Raw genomic sequence first — 17463 nt, 5'->3', positions numbered from 1 at the left:
GGCCCTATGCCGGGGCGTCCTTCCCGTCAGCATTGGCTTGTTCCTCGGCGAGAAACTTGAGCTTGCTGCGGAATTTCCTGATGGCCCGCGCTTCGGCCGCATAGGCGCCGCGGGTCTCGTCGTCGGTGACCGGTGCGTTGATGCACCCGTTGATCGCTGCGGCTTCCAGATCATCCATGACGAGGTGAAAGAGCGGATTGTCGAGCATGGCACGCGCGGCGGCCTGCTTCTCTGCGGGCTTCATCCTGGCATGCCTCCGATTTGCGTCGCTGTGACACTCTGGCTTGTCAGAAGCTGCGCGGCGTTCTGCTGCCGCTTCAGCGTGATTTCCTGGTCGATCTGGTACCGCTTCAACTCGGCTTCGGTTTCGATCTTTTTCAGGTCGACCTGCGTTTGCGCCGCAAGCTTCTCCCGTTCGAGCTCGGCGTCGAGCTTGGCTTTCTCCATATCCGCCTGAGCCTGCATCTGGGCTTTCTGCACATCGGGGTTCGGCTGGTTGGCCTGCGCCTGCATGCGCTTTTGGACCTCTTCAGGCGATGGCTTCGTGAAATACAGATCCGGCGACTTCAAGCCGGCCGCCTCAACCATCTTGGCGATGCCGTTATAGAGGTTGTCGGGCGACACATATGGATTGTCGGGGCCGAGCGACGCGAGCAGCTTCTCCTGTAGCTGCTGGATCATCTGCACCATCATCATGTCGCGCTCACGCGTACCGGCGCCGAGGCCGGTGTTCACGGTGGCGTCCATGTCGGCATTCCAGTGGCGCGGGTCGAACGTCACCCACTCACCGCGCAGCCGGACCGCTCGCGGCTTGTCCTGGTGTTTGATCGTGAGGCGCAACAGCCCCTGGAACACCCGCTTCAAACCTTGCGCAAAGGTACGGACCATCAATTCAGTCTGGCCGATGCCGGCAGCCTCGATCATCGACGAGGCCTTGGCGGTCATGTTTTGCAATGCATCCGGCGCCATACCGCTCGAGGCGTCGGAAATGCCGGTGCGGTCGGTCGCCTCCTGATCGAGATAGCCAAGCATGTTGAACGACTTGTCGGCGACCACCGGCACCGTGTTGTAACCGATCGCGTTCCCCACGGCCGTGCCCTGGCTGACGCGGATGGGCTGGCCGAATTTCGGGTTCAGCACCGATTCCGGGTTCTCGATCGTGCCTTCCTGGACAATCGGCTGCAGGTTGTTCTGCCAGTACAGGTTATCCAGCGTCTGGCGCAGCAGCACCGTCTTGATGCGCTGAATTTCCGCCATATCGTCGGTGATCGAATTGCCCTCGCGCTGATGCGGACGGCGCTCGGTGATGAGGTCGGCGAAAGGCGCCTCGTCCCACTCCTCATTTTCGAGGAGGTTTTTCTCGGCGAGACCACCCGCGAACACGATGCGGCGCAACTCGGCAATGCCGTCGTCGTCGGCGTCGATGCGGACATACACCTCGTAGTATTCGACCTCCTGAGAGGCCTTGTCGATCTGGTCCTTGCTGTCGACGACATCACGACGGCGGGTGAACTCTTCCGCTTCCTTGTCGTCGTCGCTGGTCGCTTCGGCCAGGCTCTCGATCTTGGCCCTATCGTAGCCCATGGCAACGAGGTCGGAACGACGCATCCGCATGTTGATGCCGGTGCAGAGGCTGTCCTCGATCGACATCGCGTCCGGGTGGATTAGGAACTCTTCCAACGGCACCGCCGCAAGTCGAGTGCATCCCTTCTCGATTGTGCGCCTGATTTTCAGGTCGAAGACGGGCACCTGTGCCGGTCCCTGCGGCGTGTCGATGGTTGCGAGCGACTGAGCTTGCTCCAGCACCTCCACATCGTCACCGGCCACGAGCTGGACCATCGACGCCTCATCAAGGCCGGTGTGGCTCGAAACGGCAACGCTGCGCTTCTTCTCGTACCACCAGCGAATGACGCCATTGCGCAGCTTCAGCGCGTCGTGGGCAGCATCCTGGACCGCGTCGTATCCATCGCTCTCGGGGAAGACGATGTAGTTGATGTAGTCGGTTGCCTGCTCGGCGCTGGCTTCGTCGCCCTGGTTGACGGGCTCATACTCAACGACCTTGTCATTGCCGAGGATCGTGCGGATGAGGGACGGCAGAACCTTCTTGATTGACGAGCGGACGTCACGCGAAACCACCTTCGATCGGTTGGCGTCGGCCGGCACGTCTTTCATTGTGCCATCGTAATACTCCATCGCCGTCATACGGTCTTTCGACAGCTGGTCGCGGAAGCTCTCGCAGTCTTTGACCAGCTGTGAGACCTGGACAGCAAGCTGCTGCGTCGACAATGCCGGCATTAGACAACCTTCCGATCTTGGAACTTCCAGGCGGTTGCATCAGCCTTGACCTTGGCAAACCGCTTCATCATCAGTGCGTACCGAGACGCCGAAATCACGTCGTCGCGCTCTTTCACGACCTTGCCGTCCTTGCGGTGGTAGAGACGGAACTCTTCCAGCCAGAGCGGGCAAGTCCGAAACACCTTCCAGCGCCCGGTTTGCATCCGCTGCAGCATGTCTGACAGACCGGCCTCGACGCCGTTGGTGCCGTCGTCAAACGTGGCGCGTTCTGGCAGCATCATGAGGCCCTGCCCCCGATATTGTGCCGCAAGCTGCTCACCGCTGCCCTTGTCATGCTGCAAACCATCGTGAGGCCAAGCCCACGGCATCCATGCGCCCCAGGGCTTCAATGCCCCGGAGTGAATGAGCGGCGTTGCTTCGCGCTCGCGATATTCCTTCGTCAGATAGATGACGTCGGCGTCCCGGTCCCAAGCCAGGCAGACAGCACCGAATGGGTGATCCCACCCGAAATCGAGGCCACCGATTTGCACCCAATGTTTCGGGATCTCGAAAGGATCGACAACGATGCTCTCTTCCGCAATCGGGAAGATGCGGCCGGAGCCGAGCGACGGCACACCTTTCGTGCGGGCCTCGCGCTCGTGCGCTGGATAACTGGCAATGATACGTGCCCGTTCCTCTGGGCTGTAGTGTTCCGCGTCGTCGATCGTCATGGTGATGACGGTGCGATATTTGGCGCCCTCGTCGTCACCTGGCATGATGAACCTCGCAACGACCGTGCTCATTCCCTTCAGAGGCGTAAACGTGACAGCAACAGAGCCGCCGGTCGCATTAGTGCGGGTGATACCCTCTAGATAAACGTCCTCTGGTGGCTCTTCGTCGAACCACACATAGTCAACCGTGTTTGCCTGCCACTTACTGCGCCCCTGGTCATAGCCTTTGAGCAAGAGCGTCGACGCTCCACCCGACACATGCCGAACCGTGACGCTATCAAGGGTGCCAGACACGCCAGCGCGGCGCGTTGTGTCCAGAATGGCGGTCCTCGGAATATAGCCAGTACCCCAATCCTCGTCATTGAGCGGCGGACCGATCAGAAGGCGTTGCACGCCGTCGCGGGTCAGCTCGTACGATTCAGAACCTGCCAGCGCCGTGATCGGCCGCTCCCATCGCCGACCTGGCCACCAGTCTGGATATTGCCCGGTGAGATGCATCGCCGCTTCGGCAGCACCAGATAGCGTCTTGCCCAGCTGGTTACCTGCCATGAACAGACGTTCGCGATAGGCCGCGCCCGCCTTGTGAAATTCGACCTGCTTGGCATACGGCTTATACGTCGCCAGCCGGTTCTGACGTTTCCGCCTCGCCTTCTCCTCCAGCAACTGCAGCAGCTCCCGTTTTTCCGAGGAGCTTAGAGAGGCGAGCATCGAGGGCGTCATCGGTGAGATTGTCGATGCTGCCCGAATGGTTGAGGTCAAGCCGATCACCGTATTTCTTTGGAGCGATCTTGCTCATGATCCATTTGCGAGTATCGACCCGCAGCTTCGCCCTCTGAATGGCGTCGTGGTTGACGATCTCGCGACCGTCGTCCGTCTTGATGATGTCGCCTTCCTGGCTGTCGGCGATCTGCAGGATCTCGTCGGCGAGCGCTTCCATCCCGGCTTCGCGCGCGCGTGCGAACTGCGTACCGAAGTCCTCGTCCTGACTAATCCACTTTCTAACCAACCCTTCCGAAGGCATGCCTTTGACCGCGCAGATTTCGCGAAGGCTCTTGCCGATGGAAAGCTTTTCGAGGATGCGATCTCGGGTTGACTGACCCCACTGTGATGTGCGGGGCTTGCGTGCCTTGGCCGGCTGCTTTTTCGGCTTCCCTCCTGCCTTAGCGGCCATTGTCTGCCGCCCTTGCCATCCGAGGCGGGACCAAATGCGGTTCGACCTGCACAGCGTCGTTGGGCGGGGTGGGCGGCTCTGGGTATTTGATGCGGTCGTCATCGAGCGGCCAGCCCAAGCGCTGGTGTTCGTCGCGGCACAGGGTGTAGCCGACCTGATAGGCCGTATCGAAACTATCGAACTCCCCCTTGCCGTCGGAGCCGGCACAGTTCCCACCGTTGGCGAGGTCGTAACCTTCGAAGCGGGTGACCACGTACCGAGTGACGGGGCGAACCTTGTATTCGATCAGGTGGTTGTCGAGCTTAATTGCCATTGTCATTTCCTCATGTTGAAAGCGACGGCCGCAGCCGCCTATCCGAACCATTCGATCTGGGAGATAGCCTTCGCCGACTTTTGCTTGTGAATTGCTGGGATTTCTAAAATGGATGTTGCGACTCAAGGTCGTTCATCGTTTCGTGCTCATGCAACTAGAAACGGAGAAAGCAATGGCTGCGCCATACGTGATCAGCTACGACCTGAGGAAAGTACGAAACTACGACACTCTCCTGAAGACCCTCCGCCAGTGGGGCTGCATATCCCCACTGGAATCCGTCTGGCTGGGTTATCTCAACGGAACCGGCACTACCATTCGTGACGCGCTCTCGGCTCACATGGACGCAGACGACGGCTTGATGGTTGTTCAACTGCAATCGGGAGGTCAGTGGGGCACCAGGAGTGTAAACGAAAGCGCTCCGGAATGGTTCAGAAAGTATGTTTCAGCCTGAACACTGGAGCGCTAGGCCCCTAGCCAAACAAAAAGGGTGGCTTTCCGGCCACCCTTTCGAAGATACGCAAATCACGCACCTTACCCGTATATGTGGCAGATAATGCCACGTTTGCCAACCGCAAAGTTGCGGGAATCCTCTGCTTTCGTTCACGGCCTGTTCGCAGCCAACCAGACGTCGGTCATCGCGTTTTCGTATCGCTTGCGCGCCGCCTCATCACTCCGGCCGATCTGCTTCCCGATGAGACCGAAGGAAAGGCCGAAAGAGCGCCACCAGACGATGCGCCATTCCGCCTTCTCCAAATGTCGAAGCCAGGCGAGCGCCGTGAGGCAATCGGAGACGTCATTGGGCGTTGGGCGGAAACGAGGCTCATAGTCGTTGTCTGGGCTGTAGGCGGTCACCGCCTCTTGCACGTAGTCTGGCGAAGACGAACGGACGATGAAATAGCGTCGTTCGTTGTCTGGCAAAACTCGCAACGTATTCATGGCCCTAAGAACACGCTCCTCGACTTCGGTGCGAGGCAATCGCGCATTGGAGACCACCCGTGGCGCCGGCCGGCGTGGCGGCTGCTTCGGAAGACGATGAATAACGGTCACCCGATATATGTTCTCCGGAAGCTGCGCTTTTCCAGTCTTCGGCTGTCGTGTCTTCCGGATCTTAGGCAACAGGCGATCCTTTCCGTGGAGTCTTCTGGGCTGAGCGAATGCACTGGTAACCGTGGCCGCGTAGGACGTTGACCATGGCATCAAGGGCGGCTTGCGAGCCGCGATCGGACGTCACGCGCTCGGCGTCGTTCTCCTGAACGACATAGACCTGAGTGGCCCCAGGGAAGTCACCGCCGACAACCTTTGCCGTTGAACCGAAGGGGCCAACGCTTACGGTCTGTGGCGTGCGGGTTCGGTCAAACGATTCCGCCGCATGAGCCAGTTTCGCGCCGAAATCGCGGTCGCGAGAGATGGTGTACGTCGCGCTCTCGCGAACGACGACGATGAGAGACTTGTTCATGCACCTTCCTTTCCGAGCGGCTGGTAGCTTTCTGGGATTGCTTCGAAGCGCCGATCGGCGCCGACGAATTGGAACTTCACCGATCCGACCGTGCCGCACATTGGCTGCCGGCGGATCTTTTTGGCGATGACGTAGGTCGCCTCCTTCGCGTAGTCGCGATAGACCACCAGGCCGGCGTCGGCTTTGTTGCGCCAGTGAGCGCTGCCAGCCAGATCGTAGAGATTCGGCACCGGGTCCTTGCCGTCGTCGGTGGCCTTCAGCTTTGTGGGATGGATGACCATCCAGACGGTGCAGTCGTGCAGCTTCCCGAACCGTTTGCATTTGGAGATGAGCTGCGAAACGAATTCGGTCTCGGTCAACTTGTCCGGGCGCGAAGCTTCGATCTCGTTATAGGGATCGAAGACGATGTTTCTGACGCCGTGACGTATGACGGCGGCGCGCGCCCGCTCTAATAGCCAATCGATTGACGGCGTGTGCTCGATGGTGCCTAGGAGGAACACCCGCTCCTGAAGCCACTGCATTGCATTGGAGACGTCCTGAGGCGACATCCGCAATGAGGGTCCGTCGTAGAACGGGTTTCCTGCCCAGATTTCGCAGAGATCCGCGATCTGGTTCGCCTGGCCGGTTTCGGGCGAGAAAATGGCCCATTTCTCGTCTCTGAGCCGTGCTGTCTGGACGATGACCTGAGACAGCCATCGGGATTTTCCGTGGTTCGGCACGCCAGTGAGAGCGATGAACTGCCCCGGTATATACCGGAACGCCCTGTCCATCTCCGGCCATCCGGTTGAGACCGGTTGAGGTCCGCGACCGTGGTAAAGGTCCATGACCTCGGTGCTGAAGTCCTCGACGCCATACAGCCCGTCAATTGGCCACGGCGTCGCTTGATCGACGCAACGGCGCAATTCTTCCTCGCCGTGCGCAACGAGGCATTCATTCCCGTCCTTGCTGCCTGCTGTCATCTTGACTCGGTAACAACGGTCCCTACCGACGCGGCGCGCTATTTCCTGCGCAAGCGCCTCCCCCGCTTCGTCCATGTCCGTCGCAATCAGGATGCGGGAAACCTTCGTGATCAGGTCCCAATGTGTGCCGAAGGGCTCATAGCGCTTATCGCTCGTCTCTGGGCCCGATGGCGCACCATTTGGAAGCGACACCACGTGAGGGAAACCCGCTTGCGTGAAAGACATGACGTCGATTTCGCCCTCGCAGATAATCAGTTCTTCGCCGGCACCGATGCTATCCGCGTTGAAGAAAACCGGCTCCGGGTCCTTCTCCTGGCGGAAATGCTTGCTCGCGGTCCGGTACTTGACGTTGCGCAGTTCGCCGTCCCACTCGTATGGGAACGCGATGCAGTCCTCCTCCTGGTTCGTTTGGGGGAACCAGGCTCGGGTCTTGTGGACGCCGAATGCTTGAACAGTCTCCGGGGTGATACCCCGCTTGAGGAACCACGCAAGCATCGTATCAGGCTGTTCCCGACGGGCCGGCCTAGCTGGCTTGCGGTAAACGCGCCTCTCGACGGCTGGGCGGAAACCTTCGCCACCCGCTGCACCAGCGAACGAGCAGTGGTGGCACTTCCAGATGGCTCGGTCGTCCTGATCGATCGTGACAGAAAGGCAGGGATCGTTTTTCTTGCGACGGCTGCTCGAACAATTCGGGCAAGTCGTTTTATGGCCCCCGATCTTGTAATCGCGCAGACGGATGCCGTGCTCGGCTAGTGCTGATCTTACGTCCACCATGGTCAGCCCCTAGCGAACAGGAAATCGTTGGTCAGATCGCCAGTGGGACCGCGATGCCTGCCAGACTGTGCCACCGATGATTTCCCGAGATTGCCGCCCGAGTTGATGATCCAGTTACGCCAGGTGGCAAGCCAATCGACCTTGACCCCGCGTTGGCCAGGCTGAGAGATCCAGTGGTTTTTGAACTTCTCTGCCTCCAGGGCGATCTGTCGATCTTGAAGCCCCTTTCCGACAGCATAGGCCCGCCAATCGTGCGGCAGTGCCCAATCCTGCGAAAGCCTAGAGCCCCGCTTTTTGGAAGAACCGTCAGGTTCTTCTTTTTCTATCTGGTTGCTGGTTGGTGGTTGCTGGTTGGTGGTTAGTTTTTCAGGAAAAGAACCGTCCGCTTTATCGGTTCGTTGTTTTTCTTCGACTTTCCGGCCCGGTCGCCCGCCGTTTGATCCATTTTCGGATGCAGTTTGAATGCGGTTTAGGGACTTTTCTACCTCACTTTGAGCACGTTTCTGGGACAGTTTGCCGTCACTTTGACGAACGATCTTCCCCTTTTCCACGAGCCCTTCGATGAGCTTTCGAACGTCCGCCGGCCGGATTTGGCAAAGGGCAGCGAGACGTCTTTCGTTCGGCTCGATCGCTCCGCCCTCTGACATAATCAGTGTGCAAATCATCCAATACATGCCCTGTTCATCAGCGCGAAGGACACCGCCAACACCCGCGATGTACTCGTCGGGGAAGAAGTCAACACGCCTCGCCTTCGGTTTACTCATTGCGTTTCGTCCTATCCGTAGGCGACCAGCGCAATAGAGCGCGGCAGCGGTGACCATGTTCGGGGTAAAGGATTTGCGAAGCTCGCCGAGCGCATCTAAAAGCCGGCCCATTGATCGGAAATCCGATTGAGCTCTTCGACGCCGTTCAGCGGGCGGTCGTCATGGGGCAGCGTCTTCCGGCGCGCAGAAAACTTTCATGAACTGCCGGAAGGCTATTGCGGCCGCCCTGCCGTCCTCGAACTTCAGTGTCCGGTTGGCAATAGTCAGCGCCGAGACGTAGGTGTTCCAAAGCAACAACTCTCGTTCTGTCCTAGCGTCGAGACGGATAGGCTTGCTGTATTCCGCGCGTGGAACACAGCTTGGGGATGCGCCAACATTCGCCGGGTCATTTGCATTTCTGAACATGGTCACGCCGCCTCCATGAAAAAGTCGATGAGTTTGTTTCGCTCAGCGACCCAACGCCCGCCAACCTTCTTCGCGGGCAACTCCCCGCTATCGAGCATATGGAAGGTTGCTCTGGTGGAGCGACCGATGATCTTCGCGATGTTCTCAGCTCCCCAGATAAGGTCGAACCCGCCGGCACTTTCTTCAGTATTCGACATGAAGTGGTAACCTTTCGTTAGATATTACGGTATTAGGGGTAATACGGTAATAGGGTTGACGTCAAGCGAAACCTAAGACAGTGCTATGTAAAATTTCGGAGTTGGGGAAAATGGCTAAAGCCGGACGTGGTGATGCTCAGTACATGGTGCGGTTCCCAGAGGGCCTCCGCGACCGAATTAAGGAAGAGGCTGAAAAGAACGGCCGCTCCATGAATACCGAAATCGTTGAGCGTCTCGAAGGATACGAGATGCTCCGATGGAATTTGGACCAACTAGTGGCAGAGAAAAAACAACTCGCGGAGCAATTGGATGCCAGAGAAGGGGCCTTGGCAAACCAGCAGATGGCAAACCTAGACCTTCGACAACGCCTGCAGAAAATCGCGGAAGATGAGCAAGCTATCATTCAGGCCCAGGAAGAGATCCAGAAGAGCTTCAACGACCTGAAAGCTCAGTCTCAATACCTTGAGAGCCTGAAAGCTGAGCTGCTGGAGCTGTCGAAAGAGCGCCACGAAATCAACCTCGACAAGAATGAGGATCATCTAATCGTTCGTTTGCCTGAGGATCTGGCCGAGAAAATCAGCCAAGCCGCTGAATTTATGAAAAGGACAATGGAAGATCAGGCTATCGATACACTTGAAAAGTCATACTTGCCGCCGAGGCATTTGAAATAAGATGTCTGTCCGCAAACGTGAATGGACCACTCCGAAGGGTATGACTAAGTCGGCTTGGGTGGTCGATTATACTGACACCAAGAGTAAGCGCCGCCTCAAGACCTTCGCGAAAAAGAAGGATGCGGATGCTTTCGCCGCGACTGCCTCTGTTGAGGTTCGGGAAGGCGTTCATGTCGCGGATAGCGCCACCATCACTATTGAGGAGGCCGGCAAGCTCTGGCTTAAATCTGGCGATGCGACGGGGCTGGAGCGCACGACGATGGATCAGCGCCGACAGCACCTCAATCTCCACATAGTCCCCTCGGCCGGCGCTGTGAAGTTGACGAAGGTCACGGCGCCATGGGTGCGCTCTTTCCAGGATGATTTGCGCGATAAGGGTCGATCTGCCGCGATGGTGAAACGCATTACCGTGAGCCTCGGGAGCATCCTCGCAGACGCTCAGGGACGCGGCCTCGTGGTGCGCAACGCGGTGCATGAGCTATCGAAGGCCCGCTCCGGCACCAAGGCTTCAGAGAAGCGCGCCAAGGCGAAACTGCGCGTCGGCGTGGACATCCCGACTAATGCCGAGATCCGGACAATCCTTGATGCTGCCACGGGCCGATATCGCCCCCTAATTGTGACGATGATCTTCACCGGCATCCGGTCCAGCGAGGCGCGCGGGCTTCGGTGGGAAGACGTGGACCTGCAGAAGGCTGTCTTGCACGTCAGGCAGCGTGCGGACCGCTACGGAGATATCGGGATGCCAAAATCAGAAGCGGGGCAGCGAACCATTCCCCTTCCCCCAATCGCAGTCAACACACTGAAGGAATGGAAACTGGCTTGCCCCAAGAGCGAGGCCGGGCTCGTCTTCCCAAATACGGCCGGGAACATCGAGAACCATCAGAACATGCTCAGGCGTGGTTTGTGGCCAATCGAGATAGCTGCGGGCGTCACTATCATCACCGACCAATTGGACGAGGAGGGGAAGCCGATCCTGGCGGCGAAGTATTCTGGATTCCATGCCCTACGGCACTGGTACGCGAGTTGGTGTATCAACCGGAAAGCAGACGGAGGCCTGGAGTTGACGGCCAAGGCCGTCCAGACGCGCATGGGTCATAGTTCCATTCAGGTCACTTTTGATACCTACGGCCACCTGTTCCCGGCGCTCGACGAGGGTGCCGAAATGGCCGCTGCGGAACGTGCTCTATTCGCAGCTGCCGCGACATAGACGCGACATCCCGCAATAAAATCGCATGTTTTCAACGCAGCGAAGAACACTCTGACTCCGTTAGTCCTGGTTCGAATCCAGGTTCCCCAGCCAATTCTCCCTAAAAGCCCTTAATTCCTTGATTTTCCAGTCGTGCCGGATATCGTTTTGGCATCATCGGCGACCTGATGCCCAAAGCTGGTGCCCAGAGGTGATGCCCACGCGAAACAACGCGATGGACGAGCCCTGGGGAAGACAGGGCATTCGTCATGGCCGTACGCCACGAGGTCGAGAATCTGATCCGCCGCGGAAACATCTTCTATTGGCGGGCACGCGTACCGGCCGTCTTCGTCCACTGCCGTCCCGGCACTCGCCTTTCACTCAGCCTTCATTGTTCCGACCATAGAAAGGCTCAGATGATCGGCCGGAAGCTCAATACGCGGCTGGCCGAACTGAAGATGAATTCGAAGGACGTGATGACCACCAAGAAGCAGCTCCAGATCCTGTTCGAGCACGTACGGGATGAAGAAATCGAGAGGCTCAATGACATCAGCACGATGGCCAAGCGCAACGGCCGCGGTGGCGATGTCGTCGAGATGGAGCTCGATCTCGAGGTTGGATGGGCTTGCCAACTCCTGGCAAAGTTCGGGACCCGGTCGGAGCTCATCTTAGAAGGCGATTGCCCTGGTCTCACCTATCTGCTGAAGAACGGCGTCCCCGCCTCGCATGTCGATGCCATCCGGGCGAACTATCGCGGCGAGCTGAGTACGGCGCGTAGCCCTGGATTTGAAGACGGCATCAGACGACTGATCTACCACTTCGAGATTGAGGACACGGCGCTCAATCGCGAACGCGCCATGTCAAAAATGTTCGAAGGCCGCGCTGCGGCTCTCCTGGATATCGACGAACGGCATGAGCTGGTCGACCGGACTTCAAGCGAATTCACGGGTGGCGGCAGAGCAAACAGATCCGTGATCGAGAAGAAGACCGTCGAGCTTGAACCTGCTGCCGCTTCTTCGTTGAGGCTGGCCAAAGTGAGCAAGCCGGCGCCGAAGGAGACCGACATCCCGGAAGCACCGGAAATTGCTTACCTCGAACTTTCGCCACGGACGGCACCGCCAACCGAGAATGAGGCGCTCGGCATTCAAAAGCCCAGCCAGAGAATGGTTGCTGTCGCGGATTTCGAGCAAGAGTGCGAGAAACTCATCGCGAACATGGGCGAAGAATGGACCGCAGAAACGGGGCGAGACGCCATGGCGCTGGTGCGGATGTTCAAATCGGTTCTTGTAGAACATGGCGTGGAGCATTCCGGGCAGGTCGAGCAGTACCACATCGGCCTGCTGCGTCAGCACTTCAACGACATCCCGACAGACTGGGGTCGAAGCAGCCGGATGAGGATCATGTCGGCGCCGGAACTGCGCGCCAAAGGCCATGAGCTGCGCAAAGCAGCCGAGGCCTCGGGTGCCGATGCGAAGGTTGGCCTTGCTGCCGGAACGATCCGAAAGCACTTCGGAAACCTACAGCACTTCCTGAAGCATCTGAAAGGCCATGGGTTCGAAATCGAAAACTGGACCTTTGAAGGCCTGCGCCCACGAAAGTCCAAAGCAGGCGACATCCGTCACCAACAATACAAACCGAAGCCCGAAGACATCGCTCCGATTTTCGCAAGTCCGATCTATACGGGGTCGCAGGATCATCTACGCGGAAAACGGAGGAAAACGGGCAAGCACGTCTTCCACGATTCGCTTTACTATCTGCCGATCCTGTTCACTTACCTGGGCCCCCGACGCAAAGAGTTCGCGGGACTCGCGGTCGACGACATTGCAAAAGACGAGGACGGATATGTCATCCTCCTTCGCACGAATGGCATTAGGCGATTGAAGACCGCGCAATCAAAACGACTACTACCCATGCCCGACGAATTGGTCCGATTGGGCTTCCTCGACTATTATCAGGCGATCAAAGGACTAGGATACGAAGCTCTCTTCCCAGACCTGTTCTCGGATAAGACAGAGAACGATCCGGGAGATCGTTTTTACGACACTTTCACCCCTGTCATGCGGAGCGCGCTCGGCGAAAAGATGTGGGAGCGATCCATTCATGCCCTTCGCCACGGCATGGCAGACACCCTGAAGCAGGCCGGCGTCCCGTCTGAAGTGATCGATGACATCTCGGGGCGATTGAGCGAAGGCAGTGAAACGAACACGCGATACACAAATCCGGCCGGCCTTCCATTGATGCGCAGCGCGCTCAAGCACTATCCCATCATTACGTCGACCATCGAACCGAAGCCGCTGCGACTTCTTCCGTGGATCGAGAACAAGCAGCCGCCGCCATGGGCGCGAGAAGGCAAGAAGTGAAGCCCGGGGCGGAAATGATTTCCGCCCCGGGCATGCTGCGTGACTAGGCCGCTTCCCAAACCTGATTGAGAATTCGTGCAGCCAATGCCGCCTTGTCCTGCGGAAGGAACCGGCCGTAGTGCTTTGCCACCATGTCCGCCGTATCCTGGATCGCATAGCTCGCCTGTTCGTATGAGCCGGTCTGCTTCAGGATGTGGGTCGCCAGCACATCACGAATGTTGTGAGGCCCATGGGGCAACAAACCTTTAATCGCCCCACGGCCGGTGTATGGATTGTAGATCCCATAGCGCTGGATCGTGAGCCGCCATGCCTCATAGAAGCTGGTGATGTCGTAGGCTGCGTCGGTACTCGTTATCTTGACCGTCTTCACGAAAAACGTCCCGGGATCGGCAGCACTTTTAAGAAGGACCGAACGATGCCGCTCGACGTAGTCATCGATGTGGCGGTAGAGGTCGAGCAGATCGGGCAGCACCAGCCTAAATGGTTTGTCTCCGAAGAACGACGAATGGGCGTTCTTGAAAGCCACTGCCGGGATCAACACCTCCCAGCCACCGTCTCGGTCACTCCAGCGGATTTCTCCGCGCTTGAGCTTTTCGAGCACCCGTTCCGGACGCGGCATCTGTCCCCGTGGGCATAGCATCAACTGCCGCAGATTTTTCTGGCGAAGCCCGAGATGCAGCCCTAGCCTCAGCATGAGGAACGAGCGAACCGCCTCGGCAGCCGGACGCGGATAGCGCTCCTCGTCAGGCATCAGGCGGATGATCTCTTCGGTAATCTTCCGGTATTCGCCGACCGGGCTGTCGGCTTCAAGCACGGGCATGATCGGCTCGAAGGGATCACGATGCACCCGGGCGATGCGCTGGATCTCTTTGACACGGTGGGATGCGTGTTTGTGAAAATCCTCGCAGGCGCCATGCCAGTCCTCCCGGGCATAATCGATCTCGTTCTGCGAGACGAGACCGGCAATAGGCTGGACACGCGCCAAGAGTTCAGGATGTTGCCGAAGCCACCCGGTGCTTTCCTTGGTGATTGCCAAGGCGATCCGCAGCATGTCAACTTCCCACGCCGTATAGAAGCCCCGGCGGCTTTCGCGCCATTGCAAATACCAGTCCCAGACGCCAGGAAAGACTAGCAGCCCGAAGGTCAGTTGACGCAGTGGCACCCCATATCCCTTGATCTCTCCCGCCTTTGACGCCGCAAGTGCGCCGAACATCAGGCCGAGATGCTCGATCTTCTGGGAAGCAGTTTCCTCGCCCCAGACACCATTTCGCTGAAATCCAATCGAGGTCAGCGCGGATGTCTTGAAGCGAACCAGATCGGCCATCTCCATGGCAAGTGTCGGCGGCGCATCGATGACGCCGGACAACAGGTCGGGATCCTCAATCCAAGTCTCCTCATAGTTGGCCGGTACCGCGATCTTTCCATCACGCGGCGCGCGCCCACCATACGATACGCCGGGAAAGCGGATGGCATAGCGCTGCTTCGCCGCGGCAGCCTGAAACTTGCGATAGTCCGTCGACCCGCTGATGATGACGCGACGGACCCAATCGAGGATTTCCTCGCGCTTGGCGAACGGAAGAGAATTGAAGTCATCTGGCAGATGCCATGCGATCCTCCGTCGCTCCGCAGGATCGATACCCGAGAGATTAAACCCGGACGCCGATCGTGACTGGTGCGGCAGCTTCGCTTTGAAATAGCCTTCCGGGAGGCGGTAACGGCGTTCGATACGGCCAAGGACATCGAAGCTGTCGGTGCTGCGCGGGACACGCCGACCTTCGATCCAACTCAGCAGCGTATTCTTGTCCATGGGCTCATCAGGTCGCACCACCGATCGATAGAGAACCCAGTAGGTCTCACCGTGGCGACGCATGTGAAGCTGAAGCGCGGCGGCGAAATCGGCAGGGTCATCCCACTCTCGAAACAAGGGTTCCGGAAACTCGACCTTCACGCTAGGCGAATGCACCGCGGCGGCAACTTGGGGACGCGCAATTTTCGGAGGTGCCGACTTGATTATCGGCTTCGGTTTCTCGGTGCTGGCCTTCTTTGACCTCGGTGCGTCTCCGAGCTTCGGGAGGCCCTCTTGCGCCGCTTCAGCAGTTTGTCCGCCGTCCCGGTTCCAACGAACGATGGCATCAAAGCCGGGGTCAATCAAACGGTGATGGGATGCAAGCGATCGAACATCGACCCCAGTCATGCGGGCAACGACATCCCACTCGGTGCGGCCCGCCGTCCTGGGCGGCCCGCACCTCCGCTCGATGAGTCGCCGCATGTATGCCCTAAGGGCTTCGGCTTCGGCGCTGGAGAAGGCGGTCGAGAGGCGCAGTTCGCAATAGGCGTCGATCTTACGCTGGAAGGCTTTGATTGCAGTTAGCTTGGTCATTTCACTTCATGATGTTCGTTACTCGGACCCTCCACGAGGAGGGGCCGGCCGAGCTAAGCGAAGCGAATTAAGGAAGGATTGGAGCCGCCTGCTTCTCGGGAAATCCGATTCAGAATCAAACGGCGTTTTACGAAGTAATGGGGGGAGCAGTCGTAATCCCGTCAAACGCCGTTAGGCGTTGATCGGCTTCGGCGGGCAAGCAGAGCCGATGCCAAAAGACCAAATGGACGTGGGCGCGCTCAATCCTCCTCGTCGAAGCCGTCGGGATAGATCAGGTGAATTTTCCTGCGAAACGGCAAGCCACCCGTACGGTACTTGGCGACCAGGTCGTCGAACACTGCGTCGGATTCGCGCTCATCGAACCCCTGGTCTGCCAGCATCGAGACGATCTTGCTCTGGAACTTCTCCAGCTCCATCTGCTGACCCATTTCGATCGCCCGCCGGATTAGCCAGAACAGCGCCACCCGGGCAACATCATCCCTGTCAGGCCGCTTCGCCCTTCTGTTGGCGTCGCGAAACGCCTTCTGTCGTTGCCTTGCTGCCTTCAGGTTCATGCTGTTCCTCCCGGTGCCTAACCTCTTCAATGGTCAGGGGACCGGTCCACCGGCGCAAGCCTTGTTCGGCAGAATCGGAAATATCGGGATTTGAATCGACGGCGCTGAACTATGAATCAAATGACCACAATTTGTTTCGAGTTGCGGGCACGTCATCTCACGTCAAGACGACCTGTTCGACCTCGAACGGCGTTGGTGAATCGTCGTATTCGAGTTCCGAATCAAAAATCTGGGAGTCGGAATCAAATGAGCGCAATTTGTTTCAGGGTGCCGGAGACTTGATGTGAGTTGCCGCCAACGTGCCGCACCTTTTTTCAAGTCACGTCACATCACCACGATGATGTCCGAGGATCCAGCCTTCCCATTTGCGAACAGCCCCAATTGCTGGAATGCCTTCACTCCTCCGGCCGCCGACGACATCGAGCATGCCCAGCAGTCCAACCACGGCATCGAAACGATCCTCGCCTGCCTTGTCCGAGCCAAAACCATCATCGATGAACGGCTGAAGCAGACTGGTATCGAGATTCGGCCGCGTTGCAAGCCAGGGCAACATAGTCTGTCCCATCACAATCCGGTCCGCCTGGCGCCGCTTGCTCCATCCACTTCGGGGCATGCCGAGCCGACGGTACACGTCACCGGGATAGGTTTCCGTGACGATGACCGGCTGGCTGCCCGCGAGTTCGGCCAAGTTTCCATCGAACGGCCACAGCCCGATCTCATTCAGTCTCGGCACGATGATTTCCCGCCATCCCGAGATCGCACCCTTGCCAACCTGATTGCCGCCAAGCGTCCAGAACAACATGCAGGCGGCCTGCCGATCGGCGGTCGCCCGTTCGCAGATGCGAAGGAGCGATGACGCGTCAGAAATCCCGAGGGCATAGAAGAGATGGGCACGCGCCGTGCCACCTGGGCGGACGGGATAGAACGGGCGCTGCAGCGAGATATGGTCGCGATGATCAGCAACATTGTACCAATCCGACCAGATCCCGGAGCCGAATGATGCCAGTGCCTCCCGGAAAGAGCCGATGTCGGCTGCTCGTGCATAGGCCTCCGGCAGGCCTATCGGGAAGTCGAAGCCGATGAGGAGCGAGCCAGGATCTACGGCGCGACGCTGCAGCCGGTCGAACAAGCTCGACGTGTCACCGACGAGTTCCGGAGGCTGAACATGCCAGTTTCCGCCGCGTTTGATGGCCACAGCCATCCAGCGCTTTTTCTGCGCCATGCTCCAATCGCAATGGGCGACAACCGCGACGCTCATCCTGCACTCC

Annotated in this window: 18 protein-coding genes; 4 read left to right on the top strand and 14 right to left on the bottom strand. The window is 58.6% G+C overall.

Features of this window, described 5'->3' with window-relative positions; genetic code table 11:
- Window positions 1-4: 4 nt before the first annotated feature.
- The 5 genes from AC07UR_RS03610 to AC07UR_RS03590 are packed head-to-tail and all read right to left on the bottom strand — an operon-like array spanning window position 5 to window position 4489.
- Window positions 5-244 (bottom strand): hypothetical protein, encoded by a 240-nt coding sequence (locus tag AC07UR_RS03610; RefSeq protein WP_494699989.1) that lies wholly within the window; start codon window positions 242-244, stop codon window positions 5-7.
- A complete protein-coding gene (locus AC07UR_RS03605; protein ID WP_494699990.1) occupies window positions 241-2295 on the bottom strand; it encodes a portal protein in 2055 nt (684 codons plus the stop codon). Before AC07UR_RS03605 ends, AC07UR_RS03610 begins: the two co-directional genes overlap by 4 nt.
- A complete protein-coding gene (locus AC07UR_RS03600) occupies window positions 2295-3713 on the bottom strand; it encodes a terminase large subunit domain-containing protein (protein ID WP_494699991.1) in 1419 nt (472 codons plus the stop codon). Before AC07UR_RS03600 ends, AC07UR_RS03605 begins: the two co-directional genes overlap by 1 nt.
- Entirely contained in the window at window positions 3616-4176 is a 561-nt protein-coding gene (locus AC07UR_RS03595; RefSeq protein ID WP_494699992.1) for a terminase small subunit-like protein, read from the bottom strand. The genes AC07UR_RS03600 and AC07UR_RS03595 overlap by 98 nt, the downstream gene beginning before the upstream one ends.
- Window positions 4166-4489, bottom strand: a complete 324-nt coding sequence (locus tag AC07UR_RS03590; RefSeq protein WP_494699993.1) for a hypothetical protein — start codon at window positions 4487-4489, stop codon at window positions 4166-4168. Before AC07UR_RS03590 ends, AC07UR_RS03595 begins: the two co-directional genes overlap by 11 nt.
- Before the next feature lie 112 nt (window positions 4490-4601).
- Between AC07UR_RS03590 and AC07UR_RS03585 the strand changes: the two genes are divergently transcribed.
- Window positions 4602-4940 (top strand): hypothetical protein, encoded by a 339-nt coding sequence (locus tag AC07UR_RS03585; RefSeq protein WP_494699994.1) that lies wholly within the window; start codon window positions 4602-4604, stop codon window positions 4938-4940.
- Window positions 4941-5089: 149 nt separating this feature from the next.
- Here the strand turns inward: AC07UR_RS03585 and AC07UR_RS03580 are convergent, their stop codons facing one another.
- The 6 genes from AC07UR_RS03580 to AC07UR_RS03555 all read right to left on the bottom strand — a co-directional run bounded on the left by AC07UR_RS03580 (window position 5090) and on the right by AC07UR_RS03555 (window position 9044).
- Window positions 5090-5425, bottom strand: coding sequence for a DUF6362 family protein (locus tag AC07UR_RS03580; protein WP_494699995.1), 336 nt, complete (start codon window positions 5423-5425; stop codon window positions 5090-5092).
- Between the two features lie 172 nt (window positions 5426-5597).
- Complete coding sequence (locus AC07UR_RS03575; RefSeq protein WP_494699996.1) at window positions 5598-5945, bottom strand: hypothetical protein; 348 nt, start codon at window positions 5943-5945, stop codon at window positions 5598-5600.
- Window positions 5942-7678 (bottom strand): bifunctional DNA primase/helicase, encoded by a 1737-nt coding sequence (locus AC07UR_RS03570; RefSeq protein ID WP_494699997.1) that lies wholly within the window; start codon window positions 7676-7678, stop codon window positions 5942-5944. Before AC07UR_RS03570 ends, AC07UR_RS03575 begins: the two co-directional genes overlap by 4 nt.
- A gap of 2 nt (window positions 7679-7680) precedes the next feature.
- Entirely contained in the window at window positions 7681-8442 is a 762-nt protein-coding gene (locus tag AC07UR_RS03565; RefSeq protein WP_494699998.1) for a DUF1376 domain-containing protein, read from the bottom strand.
- A gap of 159 nt (window positions 8443-8601) precedes the next feature.
- Window positions 8602-8853, bottom strand: coding sequence for a hypothetical protein (locus AC07UR_RS03560; protein WP_494699999.1), 252 nt, complete (start codon window positions 8851-8853; stop codon window positions 8602-8604).
- Window positions 8850-9044, bottom strand: a complete 195-nt coding sequence (locus AC07UR_RS03555) for a DNA-binding protein (protein WP_494700000.1) — start codon at window positions 9042-9044, stop codon at window positions 8850-8852. Before AC07UR_RS03555 ends, AC07UR_RS03560 begins: the two co-directional genes overlap by 4 nt.
- Window positions 9045-9154: 110 nt before the next feature.
- On the opposite strand from AC07UR_RS03555, the gene AC07UR_RS03550 reads away from it, so the two are divergent.
- The 3 genes from AC07UR_RS03550 (at window position 9155) to AC07UR_RS03540 (ending at window position 13261) form a co-directional block, all read left to right on the top strand.
- Window positions 9155-9715: an Arc family DNA-binding protein gene (locus AC07UR_RS03550; RefSeq protein ID WP_494700001.1), complete on the top strand. Its 561-nt coding sequence runs from the start codon at window positions 9155-9157 to the stop codon at window positions 9713-9715.
- Window position 9716: 1 nt separating this feature from the next.
- Window positions 9717-10922 (top strand): tyrosine-type recombinase/integrase, encoded by a 1206-nt coding sequence (locus AC07UR_RS03545; protein ID WP_494700002.1) that lies wholly within the window; start codon window positions 9717-9719, stop codon window positions 10920-10922.
- A 248-nt stretch (window positions 10923-11170) separates the two neighbouring features.
- Window positions 11171-13261, top strand: coding sequence for a site-specific integrase (locus tag AC07UR_RS03540; protein ID WP_209787375.1), 2091 nt, complete (start codon window positions 11171-11173; stop codon window positions 13259-13261).
- A gap of 43 nt (window positions 13262-13304) precedes the next feature.
- On the opposite strand, the gene AC07UR_RS03535 is transcribed toward AC07UR_RS03540, so the two are convergent.
- From AC07UR_RS03535 to AC07UR_RS03525, 3 genes are all read right to left on the bottom strand, one after another.
- Window positions 13305-15641 carry a hypothetical protein gene (locus tag AC07UR_RS03535; RefSeq protein WP_209787377.1) on the bottom strand — a complete coding sequence of 779 codons (2337 nt, stop codon included), beginning with the start codon at window positions 15639-15641 and terminating at the stop codon, window positions 13305-13307.
- A 239-nt stretch (window positions 15642-15880) separates the two neighbouring features.
- Window positions 15881-16195: a hypothetical protein gene (locus AC07UR_RS03530; RefSeq protein ID WP_209787380.1), complete on the bottom strand. Its 315-nt coding sequence runs from the start codon at window positions 16193-16195 to the stop codon at window positions 15881-15883.
- Window positions 16196-16514: 319 nt separating this feature from the next.
- On the bottom strand, window positions 16515-17453 hold the full coding sequence (locus AC07UR_RS03525; protein WP_209787382.1) for a DUF429 domain-containing protein: 939 nt from the start codon (window positions 17451-17453) through the stop codon (window positions 16515-16517).
- Window positions 17454-17463 lie beyond the last annotated feature (10 nt).

Source organism: Ensifer sp. GW821-FHT05G01, assembly GCF_059419585.1.
Note: the sequence above shows the minus strand (reverse complement) of the source record. Positions and strands in the feature narration are given on the sequence as shown.